General features: G+C 72.0%; 20 protein-coding genes and 1 CRISPR repeat array. Of the genes, 10 read left to right on the top strand and 10 right to left on the bottom strand.

Annotated features, from left to right (window positions below; all coding sequences use genetic code 11):
* The first annotated feature begins 182 nt into the window (after positions 1–182).
* Positions 183–1,967 carry an arginine--tRNA ligase gene (argS, locus tag AB0J21_RS17045; RefSeq protein WP_363146783.1) on the top strand — a complete coding sequence of 595 codons (1,785 nt, stop codon included), beginning with the start codon at positions 183–185 and terminating at the stop codon, positions 1,965–1,967.
* A gap of 215 nt (positions 1,968–2,182) precedes the next feature.
* Here the strand turns inward: argS and AB0J21_RS17040 are convergent, their stop codons facing one another.
* Positions 2,183–2,965 carry an IclR family transcriptional regulator gene (locus AB0J21_RS17040; RefSeq protein ID WP_363146782.1) on the bottom strand — a complete coding sequence of 261 codons (783 nt, stop codon included), beginning with the start codon at positions 2,963–2,965 and terminating at the stop codon, positions 2,183–2,185.
* A gap of 265 nt (positions 2,966–3,230) precedes the next feature.
* On the opposite strand from AB0J21_RS17040, the gene AB0J21_RS17035 reads away from it, so the two are divergent.
* A complete protein-coding gene (locus AB0J21_RS17035; RefSeq protein ID WP_363146781.1) occupies positions 3,231–4,889 on the top strand; it encodes an OPT/YSL family transporter in 1,659 nt (552 codons plus the stop codon).
* Positions 4,890–4,991: 102 nt separating this feature from the next.
* Positions 4,992–6,056, top strand: coding sequence for a DUF917 family protein (locus tag AB0J21_RS17030; protein ID WP_363146780.1), 1,065 nt, complete (start codon positions 4,992–4,994; stop codon positions 6,054–6,056).
* A 197-nt stretch (positions 6,057–6,253) separates the two neighbouring features.
* On the opposite strand, the gene AB0J21_RS17025 is transcribed toward AB0J21_RS17030, so the two are convergent.
* Positions 6,254–7,432, bottom strand: coding sequence for a PLP-dependent aminotransferase family protein (locus AB0J21_RS17025; protein ID WP_363147208.1), 1,179 nt, complete (start codon positions 7,430–7,432; stop codon positions 6,254–6,256).
* Positions 7,433–7,750: 318 nt separating this feature from the next.
* Positions 7,751–9,148 (bottom strand): helix-turn-helix transcriptional regulator, encoded by a 1,398-nt coding sequence (locus AB0J21_RS17020; protein WP_363146779.1) that lies wholly within the window; start codon positions 9,146–9,148, stop codon positions 7,751–7,753.
* Between the two features lie 240 nt (positions 9,149–9,388).
* Between AB0J21_RS17020 and AB0J21_RS17015 the strand changes: the two genes are divergently transcribed.
* Positions 9,389–10,201: a DUF4232 domain-containing protein gene (locus AB0J21_RS17015; protein ID WP_363146778.1), complete on the top strand. Its 813-nt coding sequence runs from the start codon at positions 9,389–9,391 to the stop codon at positions 10,199–10,201.
* 109 nt (positions 10,202–10,310) lie between these two features.
* Here AB0J21_RS17015 and AB0J21_RS17010 read toward each other — a convergent pair whose 3' ends face one another.
* The gene (locus tag AB0J21_RS17010) at positions 10,311–10,721 is read right to left on the bottom strand and encodes an ATP-binding protein (RefSeq protein ID WP_363146777.1); all 411 of its coding nucleotides are present in this window, start codon (positions 10,719–10,721) and stop codon (positions 10,311–10,313) included.
* A 119-nt stretch (positions 10,722–10,840) separates the two neighbouring features.
* On the opposite strand from AB0J21_RS17010, the gene AB0J21_RS17005 reads away from it, so the two are divergent.
* From AB0J21_RS17005 to AB0J21_RS16990, 4 genes are all read left to right on the top strand, one after another.
* Positions 10,841–11,755, top strand: a complete 915-nt coding sequence (locus AB0J21_RS17005) for a helix-turn-helix transcriptional regulator (RefSeq protein WP_363146776.1) — start codon at positions 10,841–10,843, stop codon at positions 11,753–11,755.
* Positions 11,756–11,870: 115 nt separating this feature from the next.
* Entirely contained in the window at positions 11,871–12,068 is a 198-nt protein-coding gene (locus AB0J21_RS17000; protein WP_363146775.1) for a DUF397 domain-containing protein, read from the top strand.
* Positions 12,069–12,100: 32 nt separating this feature from the next.
* Positions 12,101–12,631, top strand: a complete 531-nt coding sequence (locus tag AB0J21_RS16995) for a hypothetical protein (RefSeq protein ID WP_363146773.1) — start codon at positions 12,101–12,103, stop codon at positions 12,629–12,631.
* Between the two features lie 29 nt (positions 12,632–12,660).
* Positions 12,661–13,011: a VOC family protein gene (locus AB0J21_RS16990; protein ID WP_363146772.1), complete on the top strand. Its 351-nt coding sequence runs from the start codon at positions 12,661–12,663 to the stop codon at positions 13,009–13,011.
* A gap of 22 nt (positions 13,012–13,033) precedes the next feature.
* On the opposite strand, the gene AB0J21_RS16985 is transcribed toward AB0J21_RS16990, so the two are convergent.
* A complete protein-coding gene (locus AB0J21_RS16985) occupies positions 13,034–13,345 on the bottom strand; it encodes a DUF4190 domain-containing protein (protein ID WP_363146771.1) in 312 nt (103 codons plus the stop codon).
* A gap of 233 nt (positions 13,346–13,578) precedes the next feature.
* Positions 13,579–13,972: a CRISPR direct-repeat array (repeat unit 28 nt; unit sequence GGACCATCCCCGCACGCGCGGGGAGCAG).
* A 95-nt stretch (positions 13,973–14,067) separates the two neighbouring features.
* The gene (cas2e, locus tag AB0J21_RS16980) at positions 14,068–14,454 is read right to left on the bottom strand and encodes a type I-E CRISPR-associated endoribonuclease Cas2e (protein WP_363146770.1); all 387 of its coding nucleotides are present in this window, start codon (positions 14,452–14,454) and stop codon (positions 14,068–14,070) included.
* A 141-nt stretch (positions 14,455–14,595) separates the two neighbouring features.
* On the opposite strand from cas2e, the gene AB0J21_RS16975 reads away from it, so the two are divergent.
* A complete protein-coding gene (locus AB0J21_RS16975) occupies positions 14,596–14,898 on the top strand; it encodes a hypothetical protein (protein ID WP_363146769.1) in 303 nt (100 codons plus the stop codon).
* Between the two features lie 105 nt (positions 14,899–15,003).
* Here the strand turns inward: AB0J21_RS16975 and AB0J21_RS16970 are convergent, their stop codons facing one another.
* Positions 15,004–15,633 carry a histidine kinase gene (locus AB0J21_RS16970; protein ID WP_363146768.1) on the bottom strand — a complete coding sequence of 210 codons (630 nt, stop codon included), beginning with the start codon at positions 15,631–15,633 and terminating at the stop codon, positions 15,004–15,006.
* 180 nt (positions 15,634–15,813) lie between these two features.
* Between AB0J21_RS16970 and AB0J21_RS16965 the strand changes: the two genes are divergently transcribed.
* The gene (locus AB0J21_RS16965) at positions 15,814–17,631 is read left to right on the top strand and encodes a BCCT family transporter (RefSeq protein WP_363146766.1); all 1,818 of its coding nucleotides are present in this window, start codon (positions 15,814–15,816) and stop codon (positions 17,629–17,631) included.
* 66 nt (positions 17,632–17,697) lie between these two features.
* On the opposite strand, the gene AB0J21_RS16960 is transcribed toward AB0J21_RS16965, so the two are convergent.
* From AB0J21_RS16960 to AB0J21_RS16950, 3 genes are all read right to left on the bottom strand, one after another.
* Entirely contained in the window at positions 17,698–18,201 is a 504-nt protein-coding gene (locus AB0J21_RS16960; RefSeq protein ID WP_363146765.1) for a GNAT family N-acetyltransferase, read from the bottom strand.
* A gap of 96 nt (positions 18,202–18,297) precedes the next feature.
* Positions 18,298–19,281: a hypothetical protein gene (locus AB0J21_RS16955; RefSeq protein WP_363146764.1), complete on the bottom strand. Its 984-nt coding sequence runs from the start codon at positions 19,279–19,281 to the stop codon at positions 18,298–18,300.
* A complete protein-coding gene (locus tag AB0J21_RS16950) occupies positions 19,278–19,637 on the bottom strand; it encodes a hypothetical protein (protein WP_363146763.1) in 360 nt (119 codons plus the stop codon). Before AB0J21_RS16950 ends, AB0J21_RS16955 begins: the two co-directional genes overlap by 4 nt.
* Between the last annotated feature and the right edge of the window lie 275 nt (positions 19,638–19,912).

Below are 19,912 nucleotides of genomic sequence, written 5' to 3'. Positions count from 1 at the left end.
GGAACCACGAAAACGGGTTTGAGCGGGCCGGGCGGCGGGGTCCGGGAGCGCGCGGGGCGCGGCCGGGCGGCGGGGGCGGGGAGGAGGCCCGGGGCGCCCGATATCCGTTTTACGGACGGCACAGCCCGGATGGGATACTGGGCGGAGTCTCTGCACCCACGAGGAGAACGGCTCCCACCCCTATGGCCTCGGTCACGTCCCTCACCGCTTCCGTCGAGCAGCAGCTCAAGAACGCCCTCGTGGCCGCCCTGCCGGGTGCCGAGGGGGCGGACCCGCTGCTGCGCCGAAGCGACCGGGCCGACTTCCAGGCCAACGGGGTCCTCGCGCTCGCGAAGAAGGCCAAGGCCAACCCGCGGGAGCTGGCCGCCCAGGTCGTCGAGGCGCTGCCGGACGGCGAGGTGATCAAGGACATCGAGGTCTCGGGCCCCGGCTTCCTCAACATCACGCTGTCCGACCGGTCGATCCTCGCCAACCTCGCGGCCCGCGCCGAGGACGGCGCCCGGCTCGGCGTCCCGTTCACCGGGCACCCCGGCACGACGGTCATCGACTACGCCCAGCCGAACGTGGCGAAGGAGATGCACGTCGGCCACCTGCGGTCCGCCGTCATCGGGGACGCCGTGATGCGGCTCATGGAGTTCACCGGCGAGAACGTCGTGCGGCGCCACCACATCGGCGACTGGGGCACCCAGTTCGGCATGCTCATCCAGTACCTGATCGAGCACCCCGACGAGCTGTCCGGCGGCCACGGCGACGTGTCCGAGGAGCAGGCCGGCGAGGAGGCCATGTCGAGCCTCAACCGGATCTACAAGACCTCGAAGCTGGCCTTCGACCAGGACGAGGAGTTCAAGGACCGGGCCCGGCGGCGGGTCGTGGACCTCCAGGCCGGCGACGAGGAGACGCTGCGCTACTGGCACCGGTTCGTGGACGAGTCGAAGATCTACTTCAACTCGGTGTTCGGCAGGCTCGACATGGACATCCGGGACGAGGACGTCGTCGGCGAGTCCGGGTACAACGCGATGCTGGAGGAGACCTGCCGGCTCCTGGAGGAGTCCGGGGTGGCCGTGCGGTCCGAGGGCGCGCTGTGCGTGTTCTTCGAGGACGTGCTGGGCCCCGACGGCAACCAGGTCCCGCTGATCGTCAAGAAGTCCAACGGCGGTTACGGCTACGCGGCGACCGACCTGTCCGCGATCCGCGACCGGGTCTTCCACCTGAAGGCCGACACCCTGCTGTACGTCGTGGACGCGCGGCAGGCCCTGCACTTCAGGATGGTCTTCGAGACGGCCCGGCGGGCCGGCTGGCTGGGCGAGGACGTCCGGGCCGTGCAGCTCGCCTTCGGCACGGTGCTCGGCGCCGACGGCAAGCCGTTCAAGACCCGGTCCGGGGAGACGGTCCGGCTGGTCGACCTCCTGGACGAGGCCGTGGAGCGGGCCACCGCCGTGGTCCGCGAGAAGGACGTCAAGGGGCAGCTCGGCGAGGCCGAGATCGTGGAGCGGGGCGCCCAGGTGGGCATCGGCGCGGTCAAGTACGCCGACCTGTCGACCTCCGCGAACCGGGACTACAAGTTCGACCTCGACCAGATGGTGTCCCTCAACGGCGACACCAGCGTCTACATCCAGTACGCGTACGCCCGTATCCAGTCGATCCTGCGGCGCGCCGAGGGCCAGTTCACCCCCGCCGCCCACCCCGAGCTGGAACTCGCCCCCGCCGAACGGGCCCTGGGCCTGCACGCGGACGCGTTCGGCGAGGTGGTCCGGGAGGCGGCCACGGAGTACGCCCCGCACAAACTGGCCGCGTACCTCTACCAGTTGGCCTCGCTGTACACGACGTTCTACGACCAGTGCCACGTGCTGAGCGAGGACAACCCGCCGGCCGTGGTCGAGAACCGGCTGTTCCTGTGCGACGTGACGGCCCGCACCCTGGCCAAGGGCCTGTCCCTGCTGGGGATCAGGGCGCCGAAGTCGCTGTAGTGACGCGTCACCACCGCACGCACGGCCCCTCGGCCGTGGTGTCGTAGCCGTAGCCGCGCCCGTGACCGCCCGGCCCTCGTGGCCGTCGCGCTCACGGGCGCGGCTACGCCGCTTCGGAACCCGTGTCCATAATCCGGAACTCCGCCGGAGCGCCGGACCGCTGACGTGACGCCGGGTGCGCGCACCGGCCGCCCTCCGGCCCGGCTGAGTGCGCGTCAGCGGCCGTCGCCGGTCTCCGCGTAGCGCAGCCAGTACGGGTCGCCGATGCGTTTGCCGACGCGCAGGGCGGTGTCGCGGACGGCCCGGCCGTAGCGGGCCGCGTTGTCGTCGCGCACCTCGGGGGCGGGCAGCGCGATCCCTATGCCGAAGACCTGGCCGGTCTCGCCGTCGAGGACGGCGGCGGAGATGCCGGCGACGTTCGGCACGTACTCGCCGCGTGAGGACTCCCAGCCGTCGGCCCGCACCCGGGCCAGTCCCGCGACCAGTTCGCCGGGGGTGCGCGGCGCGGTGCCCGTGCTCTGCGCGAGATGGGGGCCGACGAGCCGCAGCACCTGCGCGTCATCCAGCCGGGCGAGCAGCACCCGGCCCATGGAACTCGCGTAGGCGGGCGCCCGGGTACCGGCCGGGGTGTACACCTGGAGGGCGCCGACCGTGCCGATCCGCATGTGGAGCACGAGCGACTCGGCACCGTCGAGCACGTCCACGTACCCGGTGTGGCCGAGGTCGGCGACCAGCCTGCCCAGCTCCTCCTCCAGGAGGGAGGCGGTGCCGCGCGAGGCGCGGAAGTGGTACGAGGCCTCCATGACGAGCCCGCCGGGGCGGTAGGCGCGGCTCACCGGGTCGCGGTCGAGGAATCCGTACTCGGCCATCATGCTCAGCGTCCGCGAGACGGAACTCTTGGGCAGGCCCAGCCCTCCTGCGACATCCGTCACGGTCAGGTCGCGCTGCATGCGCGCCATCAGCCGCAGGACGTCACGCGCGTTGGCGAGTGTGCTCACTGTTCTCCCGCCTCCCCCAGGCTCCCCCGAGTCGTCTCGCTCGATCGTAAGGGGCGGCCGACGCCCCCTGTGCGGGCCCCTCACCCCCTGTCCACGGCTGCCCGCATGGTGAGATGCCGGGCCTCACCCTTGACGGCACGGTACGCCGTATGGATGATCCGAGTGGTCCATATATTCACACATGGTTCCAGATTATGGAACTCCTCGCGGCGTCAAAGACACCGGATCCGCACAGGAGCACAGGAGTACGGGAGCACCACAGACCATGAGTACCGACGCCGCGCCCCGGGCGGGCACCGAGACCTCGCACCCCGCGGGCGAGGGAGGCCGCCATCCGCGCGCCCTCGCGCCCGGCAACCTGATCCTCACCGTGGTGCTCAGCGTGTTCGGCGCCGTCGTGGGGGTGCAGTTGCTCGCCACGCTCGGCGTCACGCCCAGCACCTCGCTGATCGGCGCGCTCGCCGCGATGACGCTGGCCCGGGTGCCGCTGCTGTGGTTCCGCGGCTTCCGCTCGGTGCACGCCCAGAACCTGGCGCAGACCAGCATCTCCTCGGCCACCTTCGGCGCCGCGAACAGCCTGTTCCTGCCCATCGGCATCCCGTTCCTGTTCGGGATGGACAACATGATCATCCCGATGCTGATCGGTGTCGCCGCCGCGATGCTGGTGGACGCCTGGCTGCTGTACCGGATGTACGACACCCCGGCCTTCCCCGCGAAGAACCCCTGGCCGCTCGGGCTCGCCGCCGCCGAGGCCATCAAGGCGGGCGACGAGGGCGGCCGGCGCGCGAAGGTCCTCGGCCTCGGACTGCTGACCGGTCTGGCCGGCTCCGTGCTCACCCTGCCGATGTCGGCCTTCGGCGTGGCCCTGATCGGCGGGTTCGGCGCGATGGCCGCCTTCGGCATCGGCCTGCTGTGCTCGCAGTACGCCGACCCGCTGTTCGGCCTCGACATCAACTCGATGTACCTGCCGCACGGCATGATGATCGGCGCCGGCCTGGTCGCCCTCGTCCAGGTCGCCCGTACCATCCTCGCGGCCCGCAGGACCGCGGCCGACGAGGCCCGCGCCGCGCGGGCCGCCGCGCCCGCCGGTACGCCCGAGGACACGCAGGACGGCGCGCGGCGCCTGGGCCGCTCGATGCGCCTGGGCTTCGGCGCCTACCTCGTGATCTCGGTCCTGCTGGCCTTCGGCACCGGCGCCGCCACCCACATGAGCCCCGGCATGCTGATCGGCTTCCTCCTGTACGCGACCGTCGCCGCGTTCCTGCACGAACTGCTCGTCGGCATCGCCTCCATGCACTCCGGCTGGTTCCCGGCCTTCGCCATCGCCCTGATCACACTGCTGCTCGGCATCCTGATCGGCTTCCCGCCCGAGGCGCTCGTCGTCCTGTCCGGCTTCACCGCCGCGACCGGCCCGGCCTTCGCCGACATGGGCTACGACCTCAAGGCGGGCTACCTGCTGCGCGGCGAGAACGCCGACCCGGCCTTCGAGCTGGAGGGCCGCCGCCAGCAGCTGATCGCCGCGATGATCGGCTTCGGCGTCGCCATCGTCGTCGTCCTCGTCTCGTACCGGATGTTCTTCGACAACGGGCAGACCGCCCCGATCGACGCCGCGTACGTCGCCGCGATCAAGGCGGGCCCGTCCGTGGAGACGGCCCAGCACCTCGCGCTGTGGGCGATCCCCGGCGCGATCGTGCAGTTCCTCGGCGGCTCGAAGCGCCAGCTCGGCATCCTGCTCGCGACCGGACTGCTGATCACCACGCCGATGGCCGGCTGGATGGTCGTCGCGGGCCTGGCCGTACGGGTCCTCGCCCCGCGCGTGCTCGGCCCGAAGGTCAAGGACGACCTGGAGATCTTCGCCGGCGGCGCGATCGCGGGGGACGCCCTCTACTCCTTCGGCAACGGCGTCTTCAAGGCGGTCAAGTGACCGCTCGCCGCGGCCCGGGGCGCCGCCCCGCCGTCGGGTGACCGGCCGAGCCGCCCCCTTCCCTCGTACACACCCCCCACAGACCCACCCTGGGAGACCCCCGTGAAGCGACAGTTGACCCATGACGACATCCGCGCGGCCGTGTACGGCGGTGCCGTGCTGGGCGGGGGCGGCGGCGGGTTCGTGGAACGGGGACTGCGCACCGCCGAACTGGCCCTCCAGGTCGGCACGCCCGAGCTGTGGACCGCCGACGAGTTCGCCCCCGAGGACCTGACCGCGACCGTGGCCCTGGTCGGCGCCCCCGCCGCGCCCGACCCGCAGGTGCTGCCGACCCACCTGCTGCGCGCCCTCGAACTGCTCCGCCGCGACCTGCCGCGCCCGCTCGTCGCGCTGCACACCAACGAGAACGGCGCCGAGACGACGGTCAACGGCTGGTTCCACTCGGCGATGACCGGCCTGCCCGTCATCGACCTGGCCTGCAACGGCCGCGCCCACCCCTCCAGCGTGATGGGCGCGATGGGCCTGCACCAGGAGGCGGACTACCGCTCCTACCAGGGCTACGCGGGCGGCAAGCCGCACGCCTACGTCGAGGGCTCGGTCTCCGGCCGCCTGGAGGCCACCTCGAACGTGGTGCGGCGCGCCTCGGTCGAGGCGAACGGCTGGGTCGGCGTGGCCCGCAACCCCGTCGAGGTCGGCTACGCGGTGAAGAACGGCGCCCCCGGCGCCATCGGTTTCGCCATCGAGCTGGGCCACCGTTTCCTCGCGGACGGCCCGGTGGGCGCCGCCCAGCAGCTCGGCGGCGAGATCACCACGACCGGGACGGTGCGCGAGTACCGCTGCGAGCAGCGCGAGGGCCTGGACGTCGGCGTCGCCGTCCTCGACGACGCGGCCGGCACCACGCTGCACTTCGTCAACGAGTACATGGCGCTCGACCTGGCCAGTGGCCGCCGGGCGGCGTTCCCCGACCTGATCACGACCTTCGACGCGGCCGGGCAGCCGCTGGCCTCCGCCGACGTCGAGGTCGGCAGGCGGATATCCGTCCTGGTCGCCCCCGCCGCGAACCTCCTGCTCTCCACGACGATGTACCAGCCCGAGGTGTACGCCCCGGTGGAGGACCTCCTCGGCCTCACGTTCGCCCCGGAGGCGAAGGTGCTCGCCGACGCGTGAGCGGTTGAGGGCTCAGTGGACTGACGGCTCAGCGCGCTGACGGCTGAGCCGGCTGACGGCTGAGCCGGCTGACGGCTGAGCGGGCCGCGCCCCGGCCGGGCGCCCGGTGTCCAGCACCCGGCGCCCGGCCGGGGCGCGGCCCCTTGCGACACCGCAACAACACCGCCTCAGCGGGCGGAAGCTGAGGACAGGAGCGGCTAGGCCACGGCCGCGAACCCCTCGGCCAGCCTCCGCAGCCCCTCCCCGATCACGCCTTCGTCCTCGGTGACGAAGCACATCCGCAGCGTGCGCGGGTCGCCCTCCCCCGCGTAGAACGGGACGCCCGGCACGTAGGCGACGTCGTGCCGCACCACCTCCGGCAGGAGCCGCGCCGCGTCGAAGCCCTCGGGCAGCCGGACCCACACGAACATCCCGCCCTCGGGCCGCGTCCACTGCGATCCGGCCGGAAGCGCCCCGGGCAGGCCCGCGAGCATGGCGTCGCGCCGCGCCCCGTAGACCCGCGCGACGGAGGCGACCCGCTCGTCGAGGTCGTGGTCGGCGAGGTACCTCGCGGCGGCGAGCTGCGTCACGGTCGGCGTGTGCAGGTCCGTGGACTGCTTCACCACGGCGCAGGCCCGCCGCAGCGCCGCCGGTGCCCGCAGCCAGCCCAGCCGCAGCCCCGGCGCCAGCACCTTGGAGAAGCTGCCGAGCAGGACGGAGCGGTCGCGGGCACCCGGGAAGGACGCGATCCACGGCACCCGTTCCCCTTCGTAGCGCAGCTCGCCGTAGGGGTCGTCCTCCACGATCCACAGCCCGCGCCGCGCGGCGATCCCGGCGAGGGCCGCGCGCCGCTCCCCCGGCAGGGTCCGCCCGGTCGGGTTCTGGAACGTCGGCACGGTGTACAGCAGTTTGGGCCGCTCGCGGACGACGATCTCGTCCAGTGCCTCGGGCACGATGCCGTGTTCGTCGCAGTCCACGGGCACGACACGGGCCCCGGTGAACGCGAACACCTGGAGGGCCGCGAGATAGCAGGGGTTCTCGACCACGACGACGTCGCCGGGTTCGAGCAGCGCGGTGGCGACGAGGTGCAGCGCCTGCTGCGAACCGGTGGTGACGAGCAGGTCCTCGGGGGCGGTCGGCAGTCCGCGCGCGGTGGCCCGGGCGGCGAGCGCGGTGCGCAGGAGCGGTTCGCCCTCGGTGGTCGAGTACTGGAGGGCCTGCGCGCCGCTGTCCCGCAGCACGGCGGCGAACGCCTCGGCGACCCCTTCCGCGTCGAAGAGTTCGGGCGCCGGCAGCCCTCCCGCGAAGGAGATCACCTCGGGCCGCGCGGTGAGCGCGAGGATGTCCCGTACCGGCGAGGACTCCACGGACCCGGCCCGCCCGGCCAGCGGCGGCAACGGCGCCGCCCCGGACGCCGGAAGACCGGACGCCGTCGGACGACCGGACTCCGCGGGACCGGACGCCGGATGAGGTGCGGGCGAGGGCTGGACGGCTGAGGACACGGCGGCAACTCCTGACCGGCCGCCGGGCACCACCGCCCCGGGGTGTGCCGACGGCGCATCGGATGAGACGGGGACCTGCGCGCAGGGTATTCCGGCGGGCCCGAGCGAAGACAGGGGTTTCACCGTCCGGACACCGGCCCCCGCCCGGGCACGCGCCACCGGACCGCCGCCACGTACGTCCCCGGACCGCCGCCACGTACGTCTGCGGACCGCTCAGTACGTCTCCGGCCTGCCCCATCCGCTGTCGCCCGGCGGCCACTGCCACTGCGGCCGCCCCTTCGACCCGCTCGTACGGAACGGCTTCCCGCCGTCGTCGATGCTGAGCGTGCCGTGCCGGCCGCCGCTGGACCAGTCGAGTTCGAGGGTCCACAGCACGTCGTGGGAGAGCGCGTGCGCCGTGACGTAGAGGACCTCGGGGTCGCTGTCGCTCACCCGGTACGGGAAGTCACGCTGCCCGGACAGGGGCGCGGTCCGGGGCCGGGCCGCGTCGAGGTTCACGTCGAAGGACGCGGTCGGCACGCCGCCCCCGCAGCCGACACCCATCGTGTACGAGTTCCAGGGCAGCGGCGCACTCGTACCGACGGTCCGCACGTGCAGTCCTTCGAGGACGACGGTTTCGCTGCCCGATCCCTGCACGGTGACGGCGATCCGCTGGTAGTCGGCCGATACGGCACCCATGGCGCGCACCCACCCGGCCGCGTCCTGCTCGCTGGGCGGCGGCGACACCTTGTCCGGCCCGTCCTGCACGAGGTAGTGCTGCGTACAGGGGTCGTCCCACACGTAGGGCCGGACGTGCACGGTGACCGGGTCGACGCGGGGCGCGGGGGCCTCCTGCGCACCGGCGCCGCCGCCGCCGGACGCCGAGGGGGACTTGGCGGCGGGATCGCCGGGGGCCCCGGGAGTTCCCTTCGCGGAGGGGGACGCGCTCCGCGAGGCGGACGGGGACGCGGAGGACTTCGCGCTCGCGTGCGGCCCCTTCCCGGACGCGGACGGCCCCGCCGTACGGGAGGCGTCGCGCGCCGCGTCGACGGCACGGGAGGAGGACACGTCCTCGCCCCCGTTCCCGCCCCCGATCCGGGTCAGCCCCACCGCACCCCCGGCGACGAGGACGACGGCGACCGCGGCGGCGAGCAGAGTACGACGCCGAGGGGGCCGGGCGGGGTCGGCGGGCCGGACGGATCGCGCCCCGGAGTCGTCGTCCGGCTGCGGCGCGGGAGCGGATTCCGGCTCGGGGGCTTCGGGGGCGGGCCCCGGCTCGGGGGCGAGGACGGGCTCCGGGACGGGGCCGGAAGCAGGAGCAGGGGGCGGACCGGCCTCGGGGGTGTCCTCCGGAACGGACGACCGCCCCTTGTCGCCGCGCCCCCGGGCGGCGTCCGCGAGGAGCCAGCGCCGGTGAAGGTCCATCAGCTCCTCGGGCCGGGCCTTGCAGAGCCGGGCGAGGCGGTCGACGGGCGCGAACTCGGCCGGTACGGCGTCCCCGTTGCAGTACCGGTGCAGCGTCGAGGTGCTGAGGTGGAGCCGCTTCGCGAGCACCCCGTAACTGAGCCCCGACCGCTCCTTCAGCCCCCGCAAGCACTCCGCGAACGCGACACTCTCAGGTCCCGCAGCCACCCGTCGTCCCCCTCCGTACGTCCCCGTACGTCTCCCAACAGCTCCGGAACGTCCCGGGCGGGCGTTCCAGGCTCCCCATGTTCTCGCAGGTCAGAGGCGTGGAACCGTTCCAGCGTCCCGACCTGGCCTTGTCCGCTACCGCCTGGGACGCGAACCGGCACAAGCTGTTGTCATCCAAGCACGCCGCCCCGGCAGCCCGCCGGGCGGTCGGCTCGCACCACTGAGTGAAGGAAGATCCTGATGCGCCGTCACCTCACCTCCCGCCGCTTCGCCCTCCGTACCGCGGCGGCCTCGCTCACCGCCCTCGCCGGTCTCTCCCTCACGGCCTGCTCGGGCGCCGAGGACACCGTCGGCAAGGTCAAGGACAGTACGTACAGCTCCTCCGTGAACACGAAGTCGGCGACGCCCAGCGCCGACAAGCCGGCCGCTTCGACGCAGAACACCGGAGCGAAGGACACCGGGGCGCAGGACACCGGGGCGAAGGACACCGGGGCGAAGGACACCGGGGCGGGGGAGACGGGAGCGAAGGCGGCGGCGCCCGTCAGCCACACGCAGGACGTCGCCGCCAAGCCGGTGGGCAAGGCCGACGCGACCCAGGCCCCGGCCGCCGCCGCACCGGCCGGGAAGGCCGCCGCAGCCGTCACCTGCACCGTGGCCAACAGCAAGATCCGCATGTCCGTCCCCTCCCGCCCCATCAACCACCTGCTGCTGACGCTGACGAACGAGTCGGGCAAGCGCTGCTACGCGTACGGCGCCCCGTACCTCGGATTCGACGGCGACCAGAGCACCGCGCAGTGGATCGAGGACAGCCGGCCGCAGGCGGTCGTGACACTGGAGCCGGGCGAGCACGCGTACGCCTCGGTCCTCCTGTCGGGTGACGGCGACCACGGCCGCCAGGCCAAGGAGATGAAGCTGTCGATGTCGGGCCGGGCCATGGCGGGCAGCGTCGGCGGCCTCGCGACCACCCCGGTCCCCGGCGGCAGCGTCCACGTGGACGACGACCTCGCGGTCTCCTTCTGGCAGACGGACGCGGCGAGCGCGCTGACCTGGTAACCGCCGACCTGGTAACCACCGACCTGCTGACGACGGTCGCGGACACCGAGGCGGGCCCCCAGCGGAGGAGGGGCCCGCCTCGGTCGTCCTGCGGACGGTCACAACGACATCAGAACGACAACCGCCACACGCACCACACGATCTTCCCGGGGTTCCGCTCCCCGACCCCCCAGTCGTCGGAGAGCCGCGACACGAGGAACAGCCCCCGCCCACCGTCCTCGTGCGCCCCGGCCCGTCCGATCTCCGGCATCCCTCCCCCGCTGTCGTGCAGTTCGAGCCGCAGCACGTCATCCGTGTCGCACCGCAGAAACAACTGGAACCCACGTCCGGGCGGTACGCCGTGCAGCAGCGCGTTGGTGGCGAGTTCGGAGACGCAGAGCAGAACATCGTCCCCGCGTTCGGCCTGCACCCCCCAGTCACGAAGGGCCTCGGCGACGAATCGCCGGGCGGCGGGAACGGAGGACCGCGAACGACGGTAGAAGCGCTCACGGGAACGGGGTTCGTGGGGTGCCTGATTCACGCGACGAGAGTCGCGGAGAGTGACTAGGCTGTTCCAGCGAGCACACTCGTACATCTCCTTTGTACGAGTCCGGGTGCCGCCGTGTTGTCCGTCTCCCCACGGATGGGAAGTCAGCCTCCATGCCACTGGCCAAGCCGCGCAGGGCCACACCGCTCGGTCTCTACGGCGGGAACGAGGGTCCCGCTGCGAGGTCCCGTACCCCGCTGGACATGATCGGCGCCCTGCTCGCCCACTTCCGCCGGGCCGCCGGTCATACACAGGAGGGCCTGGCCGAGCTGGCGGGGATCAGCCGGGACACCATCGCCTCGATCGAACAGGGCCGCCGTCTGCTCCAGGGGGACACGGCCCGCAAACTGGACGCCCTGCTGGACACCAAAGGGGCGTTGAGCGTCGCGGTCGACAACTTGCCGTCCGTCGAGACGGTCGTCTTCCATCCGGTGGCTTACATGGAGGTCGAGGCGCTGGCCATCGCAGTCGACGCCTTCGAGAACCAGGTACTTCCGGGACTGCTCCAGACGGAGGCGTACGCGACGGGCGTGCTGAGGGCCCACGCACCCGCCTTCCCGGAGGACGTGTTCGCGCATCACCTGGCCGTCCGCATGGGGCGCAAGGAAATCCTGCGCCGCCCGGCCCCGCCGAACCTCACCTTCATCATCTGGGAGCCCGTCCTGCACGCCCCGCACACCGCCGAAGCCGAACACGCGGCGCAGCTCCGCCACTTGCTCGACTGCGCCAGGCTTCCCCGAGTGACCGTGCAGATCCTCCCGCTGTCCAGCCGTCGCCACGCCGGGCTGGGCGGGGCCTTCAGCGTGCTGGAGATGCCCGACCACCGTCAGCTCGCGTACGTCGAGACGCAGCGCAGAAGCACCCTGTCCGACGAGCCGGAGAACCTCAGCATCCTGAAGCACAAGTACGCGATGCTGCGCACCCAGGCGCTCAACGTGGACGACTCCCTCGCGCTGATCGCGCAGGCGTGCCAGGACGACGCGCCCGCCCAGGAACACTTCGACACCACAGCCGCCGGAAACCGTTGACCCGTCCCCGACGCCGGGCGGGCTCGGCGTTCTCCCCCTGGGATATGCAAGGCTGCGGACGCGGGCTCTCACCGCCGTGGAGATGAGGGTGCCTTCCGAATCGCCTGGGAGAGTAATGCGTACGGAACTACAGTGGTTCAAGTCGAGCTACAGCACTAGCGAGGGTGGGCAGTGCCTCGAAGTCGCGCACGAACCCGCCCCGCATGACGTGCAGTCCGCCGTACACGTCCGCGACTCGAAGAACCCCACCGGTCCGGTCCTCACCCTCGCCCCCACCGCATGGGCAGCCTTCGCCGCGACCGCCAGCCGCTAGGTACGCCGACACGGAGACACGGAGACACGGAGATGCCCCAGGGCCCCCGCCCCCTGACCAACCTCCCCAAGGCCCTCTCCGAGAGCGACCCGGCCGAGGGCGGTGCCGTATGGCGACTGGCCGAGGCCGGGCGGGAGCTGGACGCCAACCTCGTACGGCTGCCGCCGGGCGAACAGGTCGGCGAACACCGCGAGGACACCCTCGACATCCTCCTCCTGACGGTGGAAGGAACGGGCACGGCGGGGCCCGGGCCCGCAGCCCCCGGGGAACCGGCAGACGCACAACTCGCCCTCACCCCCGGCACCGTCCTGTGGCTGCCGCGCGGAGCGCCCCGCAGGCTGGAGGCCGGCCCGCAGGGCCTCGCCTACCTGACGGTGCACCGCCGCCGCCCCGGAATGTCGGTGGGAGGGACAACATCGCTGGCCGCCCCGGACCCCGCCGGAGGCGAAGCGGCCTGCCTGCTGCCCCTGGTGTGCGACGCGTGTGGACGCGTTTCCGCCGACCCCCGCCCGAGGTACTGCTCCCAGTGCGGGGAACCGTTCCCCAGCGGCGCAGAAACATGATCACGAGAGGGAAGAAGAGGTAACCGCCGATGTCCGTCCGTAGAATCGTCCCCGTACTGCCGTCGTCCTCACTCCCGCAGAGCCGCGCGTTCTACGAACTACTGGGCCTGGAACAGGTGATGGACCACGGCTGGATCGCGACGTTCGCAGAGCCGGAGAGGCCCTCGGTACAGCTCAGCGCGATGACGCAGGACCGTACGGCCCCGGTGTCCCCGGACGTCAGCATCGAGGTGGACGACGTGGAGGCGGCGTACGAGACGATGCGGGAGTCGGGGGCGGAGATCCTGGTGCCGCTGCGGGACGAGGAGTGGGGCGTGCGCCGCTTCTTCGTACGAGAGCCCGGCGGCAAGGTCGTCAACGTCCTTGGCCACCGGGCCTGATCGCCTCCGTACGGGGACGGCGTCAGCCACCGACGTACCAGTGGAACCCGCCGGAGCCGGCCGCGAAGGCGAGCAGCGCGCCGAACAGCAGCAGGTCGAAGACGCCGAGCACGATGGCGGCGGTGGACATACCCTTGCCGCCCTTGGCGGGAACGCTGCGCCGGCTGACCGCACCGAAGATGATCGCGAGCGGCCCGAGGATGATGTTGAAGACGAACACCCCGACGACGCCGCAGACAAGCCCGGCCACAGCGAGCCCGTTGGTCCCGGTACGGGCCTGCTGACTCGGGTAGGCCTGATGCGACGTGTGCGTGGAATCCTGATAGCTCGACATGACTTCTCCCCAATGAGTCGATGTAGCGGGCTTGTGATGACATGCCGGTGCCCCTGCGGGGACCGCGTACGCCTGTTCACGGGGGAGAGGAAGCGGAGGAACGCCCTCCGTAGCGCGACTCACAGGCAAGGGAGCGGCCGGACGAGACCAGCTCACCTTCTCACCGGAAGCCGCCGAACCCCCGCAAACCGGAGCCGAGTCGGACACCCCGGCCGCAGCTGATGTGGCGGAGAGGCCCACCCCCGCACACGCGGGGAGCAGTTCCACCATTCCTTCGACGCGTCGCCGAATTCGGGACCATCCCCGCACGCGCGGGGAGCAGTCGATCAAAGCGGCGACCTCATGAATCCTCACGGGACCATCCCCGCACGCGCGGGGAGCAGGACCTCGCGAAATCCGTCGGCGTTTTCGGTGGGGGACCATCCCCGCACGCGCGGGGAGCAGCGACGCGGCTCTCGTCCTCGGCATCGACGCTGGGGACCATCCCCGCACGCGCGGGGAGCAGCCCATCTCGGTGGGGTGGTTCTGGGTGAACCTGGGACCATCCCCGCACGCGCGGGGAGCAGGACGTCGAGCGCATGGATGAGCTGCCCATGGATGGACCATCCCCGCACGCGCGGGGAGCAGTCTCCGTGACCTGCGGTTTTACCTGGGCCGGAGACCTGTTTTTGCAACTTTCACCGACTCGGATAAAACGTACTCAAAGTTCACGAAGTTAACCATCAGCACCCAAATCGGCGTCGTTTGGAGTCCCTGCTCCACCCCCATGGCGGAGCGCTGGAAGAAGAAGCTACAGGAGGGCCCGCAGTCGCGCCGGGCGTCGGCGGGCGCGGGGACCGGATGGGGCGGTGGATCAGAGTCGCTCCCTCGTAGTCGGCCGGGTGCCAGGCGTGATCGTGGGTGCGGAAAGTGAAGCCCTGCTCGTTGTTTGTGGTGTGGGCCAGTAAGGCGCGTCCCTGTCCCGCGTACTGTCGCACCTCTTCCCAGAGCACGTCGCGGACCCAGGCGGAGGGGTTGCCCACGAAGACCCCAGCCGAGATCTCCTGTAGCCAGCGGGTCAGGAATCCCCGCAAGCCGGCGGGGCAGTTGGTGAGGACGATGACAGTCACCAGGTCACGGCTCCGAAGTCCTCGGACCCGAAGTCCCCGGGCCCGTCGTAGTTGACGCCCGAGGCGACCTGTTGTCGCCGTCGGTCCGGAGGGTGACCACGTCCAGGTCCTCGGTAGCGGTGCCGGTCTCCGTCGCTGTCGATGCCTGTTCCGACTCGGGCAGGACGAGGGCTGGGCCCGGAGGCCGGACGGGTGTGGGCCGCCGTCGGCGACTCCTTCCTCGACGGCATGCGCCTGTGCCTGATCGTCGCCGCCGCGCTGACCTTCCTCGCCGCCATCCTGGCCTTCGCCCTCCTGCGCGCCCCACGCCGGGCGGGGACACCGGGCGGGCAGGCCGTACGGCAGGGAGGTGCCACGGGCACACCCGCCGCGCACGACGAGACCGTCACCGGCCCGGCCACAACCCCGGCACCGGCACCCGCACCCACACCGACCGAGAGCTGACCGCCGGGCGCCGCCCCCGGCCGGGAACGCCGTCCGCACCCGCGACACACACGTCACGGGTACGGACGGCGTCCGCGCTCAGGAGGACCGCCCACCGGCCTCCGCTCAGGAGGACCGCCCCCCGGCTCCCTTCCCATGATGGTGCCCCCCGAAGAACGCCGTGACCCGCTCCCTGAAGTCCTCCGCCTTGTCTCGGACCTCGTCCTTGCGCTCCGCCCGTACCTTGGCGCGGGCCTCGCGGGTGGCCTCCTCGGCGGCCGCCTGGGCCGAGCGGACCTCCTCCTGCACCACTCCGGCCGGGATGCGCAGGACGGAGCCGCCGTACTTCGCGGCGAGCGCGTCGGCGGGGGCCGGGTCCTGCTCGTCGTTGACGGCGACGACGAGGACGTTGCCGCCGTCGGGGACGCCCCGGCTCAGGACGGTCAGCGCGTCCACGTCGCCCGCCTCCTCCTCGCCCTGCGCCGCGAGGCCGAACAGCGTGCCCGCCGTCCAGCCGAACAGCACGCCGACCGGGCCGGCCAGGACGCCGAGCAGCGCGCCCACCGCGCCGCCCGCGCCGAGGGTCAGGCCGCTCTCCGGCACGTAGGTCTCGGTCACCGAGAGGGTCCCGTCGCCCGCGCGCTCCAGGACCGCCGCCCGGCTGGTCTGCTCCGTCTCCTCCGCGTCGTGGAAGGCCGCGTAGGTGTCGCTCGGGTCGGGGAAGCTGAAGAACAGGACGTTCGCGTTCCATGCCATGGCCTGGGGCTCCGTTTCGTTCCGCTCGGCGGCCGCCGCTCCCCCTCGACGGTAGTCAGCGCGGGCCCGGCCCGCCCCCGGAGCGGGCCCGCGTGGCCCTCCGGCCGCGCATCCGCTCCCGGCGTGGCGGAAGGCGACAGGTCCGGGCATCACCGGCATACCCGGCCATAGTGGGACGTCATGAGCACCGATACGCGTCCCGCCGCCGATCCGGCCGCCCCCGAGCCCCCGGAACCGGGGCTGGACTCCTCCCCCGACCGGGTGGTCGTGGCGATCGGGGTGGCCGGGATCCTCGCGGTCGTCCTGTGGGCCTCGCTCGCGCAGGGCTCCTTCGAGTCCGCCTCGGACGCGGCCCTGCCCTGGGTCCTCGACAACTTCGCGTGGCTCTTCGTGATCGCCGCCGACGTGTTCCTCGTCCTGTGCGTGATGCTCGCGTTCAGCCGCTACGGCCACATCAGGCTCAGCCGCGACGACTCCCCGCCCGAGTTCCGCAACTTCTCGTGGATCGCGATGATGTTCAGCGCGGGCATGGGCATCGGGCTGATCTTCTACGGCGTCGGCGAACCCGTCGCGCACTACCTGAGCCCGCCGCCGTCCAGCGGGGCGCGGGCGCAGACCGACGCGGCGGCCTCGGCCGCGATGCAGTACTCCTTCTTCCACTGGACGCTCACCCCGTGGGCGATCTACGGCATCGCGGGCCTCGCCCTGGCCTACGCGAGCTTCCGCAAGGGCCGCGGCAACCGCCTCAGCGCCGTGTTCGTCCCGCTCATCGGGCAACGCGCGGCAAACGGGGTCCTCGGCAAACTCCTCGACCTGCTCGCCGTCTTCGCGACCGTCTTCGGCACCGCGACGAGCCTGGGGATCGGCGCGCTCCAGATCGCGAAGGGCCTCGACCTGACCGCCGGGGTCGACGACTCGACGGCCGTCGAACTGCTCATCATCATCGTGCTGAGCGCGGCCTTCGTCGTGTCCGCCTTCACCGGACTGCACGGCGGGGTGAAGTGGCTCAGCTCGATCAACCTTGTCATCGCCGCGCTGCTCATGGTCTTCGTGTTCTGCGCGGGGCCCACGGTGTACGTCCTCGACGCGCTCCCCTCCTCCGTCGGCGGCTACCTCGACCAGCTCGTCCCGATGGCCTCGCGCACCGGCGCCTTCGGGGACGAGGCGTGGCTCGGCACCTGGACGATCTTCTACTGGGCGTGGTGGCTGTCCTGGGCCCCGTTCGTCGGCACCTTCATCGCGCGCATCTCCCGGGGCCGTACGATCCGCGAGTTCCTGCTCGCCGTCCTCCTCGTGCCGAGCGGGGCGACCGCCGTGTGGTTCGTGGTGCTGGGCGGCACCGGCATCCGCCAGGCGCAGACCGGGGCGGTCGACATGGCCGCGAAGGCGAAGGAGGGCACCGAGGCCACGCTGTTCGCGATGCTCGACGGGCTGCCGATCGGGGCGGTCACCGCCTGGGTCGCGATGGTCCTGATCATGATGTACTTCGTGACCAGCGCCGACTCTGCGTCCCTGGTGATGGGTTCCCTGACCAGCCGGGGCGCCCTGCATCCGCGCCGCTGGCTCGTGGTGACCTGGGGCATCCTCATGGCGGCGGTCGCCGCGGCCCTCCTGGTGGCGGGCGGCCTCGCCTCGCTCCAGAGCGCGACGATCCTGGTCGCGCTCCCCTTCGTCGTCGTGATGGTCTTCCTGTGCTGGTCGCTCCTGCGCGAACTGCGCACCGACCCCGGAGCCGGGCCCAAGCGCAGCGAGGGCCTGCACGGCATGCGCGACGCCGTCCGCGTCATGATCGGCCAGGAACTGGGAAACCGCCCGGCCCCACGCCACCACCACCTGCGCCGCGCGGCGGAGAGCAGGACGGAGAGCACAACGAGGACGGACGAGACCGGCGAGAGCGACGAGACCGGCGAGAGGGACGCGCCCGGCGAGCGAAACGCGCCGGACGGGACCATCAGGCAGGAGGACAGCGGAAAGGGCGACCACCGCGACGAGACGTGACTCGGGCCGCCGCCGGCCGCCGCGCGCCGGAACCGGGACAACCGGAACCGGAACCCCGGGGCCCGCTCACTCCACCAGCGGCGCCCGGTAGAACCGCAGCGCCCCCTCCTCGCGGTCGAAGACGAACCCGGCGGCCAGCAGCACCCGCTGCGAGGCCACGTTCGCGAGGTCCGTGTCGGCCCGCACCCCGGCCGCGCCACTCTCGCGCGCGAAGACCAGCAGCCCGCGCACGGCCTCCGAGGCGAAGCCCTGCCCGCGCACCGACTCGATCAGGTCGTACCCCAGCTCGACCCAGCCCTGGTGGTCGGCCGGCCCGTGGAAGCCGATCCCGCCCACGGCGGCCCCGTCGGTGCGCCGCCGTATCTCGTACGCCGGGAAGTCCGGCGGGTACCCGTACTTGTCCAGCGCCAGCAGGTAGTGCCGCGCCCCGACCTTCGACCCCGGCGCCGGATACCCCTCGGCCCACGGCACGGCGGAGGGCCCCTCCCCCGGCACCCCGGCCGCGATCCGCTCCGCCTCGGCCACCGTCAGCGGATGCAGCAGCAACCGCTCCGTCACAAGATCATCCATGGGTATGGCTTACCAGAGGCCGGGAGGCGGGCGCGCCCCCTTTCCCCTATCGCAACAGCAGGGAGACCTCGGGAGAAAGGGGCCGTACGGCTCTGCTCAGGACCCCTGATCCGGCTCCCGCAGGGAGAGCACCGCGTAGACCCGCCGCTCCCGGCCGGCCGACAGCACCCGGGTGACCTCGGTCTGCGCCTCCACGCGTCTACCGAGGAACTCGGGCAGGCGTTGGGACCAGTCCTCGTCGACGCTGGCACGGACCCGCTCGGCAGCCTCCGTCACGATCTCCACAGAACCGCGCAGCATGTCGGCAGCGGCGAGCCTGCCGGTCACCGTCACCTGTTCCGCCTCGGCGAACTCGCTCTGCTCACAGATCAGCCGTACCCGCTGCATGGCACCCGGCGACCACTCGGCGAGGCGGGCCCGCCCCTCACGCGGACGCCACGAAAGACGCAGCCCCAGCCCCTCGTCCGAAAGCGCACCGGTCAGCGCACCGAGATGCTTGAGCGCACGCCGCCCGAGGCCGACCAGTTCCTCCGCCAGATCATCGTCCAGCGCCCGCCGGCTTCCGGAGAGTTCCGCCAGGTCGAGGAGCACCCGTAAGGCGTCGTCAAGGGTCACCTCGGCCCGGGGGAACAGGGCCTGCTGTTCGGGCGCGGCCTCGCGTTCCCCGGGCCCGTACAAGGTCAGCCCGAACGACGAGGGGAACACGGCCGCGGCGCTCAGGGCCGTCTCCTCTTTGATCCACCGCGGCACGGAGGCAAAGCTGGTCGGACGACCGGTGAGGGCTTGGGCGACCGCTTGTACGGATTCCTGAAGGTTCTCCAGAAAGGGGCCCAGTACGCCGATTCTCACCGTGTGCGTCTCGGTCGCCGGTCCCGTGAGGGCCACGTCGAGACGCTGCGCGGGGACGTCGTCCACCTCCGCGCCGAAGCTGCGCAGCAGCTTCACGCGCTGAGCGGCCGCGAACTCGGCCGCACTCGCGGGGACGGGCCGGTCCTCGCTGCGCTCACCACGGTGAGCGCGCAGCCAGGCCCGCACCGCTTCCCGGTCGCCCCTCTCCGGGAAGGGGGTAGCAGCTGTCACAGCAGCACCTCCACATAGCCTCGGCGTCCTTCGGGGACCGAACCCAGGGACCGGCGCGGACGCTGCCACACCTCGTCGTACAGACCGATACCCCGCAACGAGTCTTCCTCAGCGGCGGACAGCGCGCCTTTCGTCATCCGGCCATAGGGCGTGCCGTCCAGCAAGGGAACCAGATAGGCGTCGACCCGCATCCCGTGCGCGCGGCACCACGCGACCTCGGTGAACTCCACGAGGTCCGCGACATCCGCCCGGCTCAGCTCGTCGTACCTGCCCAGGCCGATGAAGTAGGTGACGTCGACGTCACGGGGATCGGGCTCCGCGCTGACGAAGCTGCCCGCCAGCCAGATCCGGTCCACTCCCCCCCGCGGTCAGTTCGATGACGGCACGGTGGCGTTCCCACTCCTCCCACAGGTCCCGTCACGTACGAGACGCGCCGAACACCGGAGCATGAACGAACTCGTCCGCCAGCTCCTCCAGGCTCGCGCCGTAACGCCCTGGTGGAAGCAGGCCCGTCCGCTGGTCCAGGCAGCCAAGTAGCCGCATCCCCGTCCCTCCCGAACGGCATCGTAGGGACTGGATGGCCGCCGCGACAGCCGCTTCACCCCATCCAGTGACCGCCTCATGACCAAAG

It is taken from the genome of Streptomyces sp. NPDC049954 (assembly GCF_040656295.1).
Taxonomy (GTDB): domain Bacteria; phylum Actinomycetota; class Actinomycetes; order Streptomycetales; family Streptomycetaceae; genus Streptomyces.
Note: the sequence above shows the minus strand (reverse complement) of the source record. Positions and strands in the feature narration are given on the sequence as shown.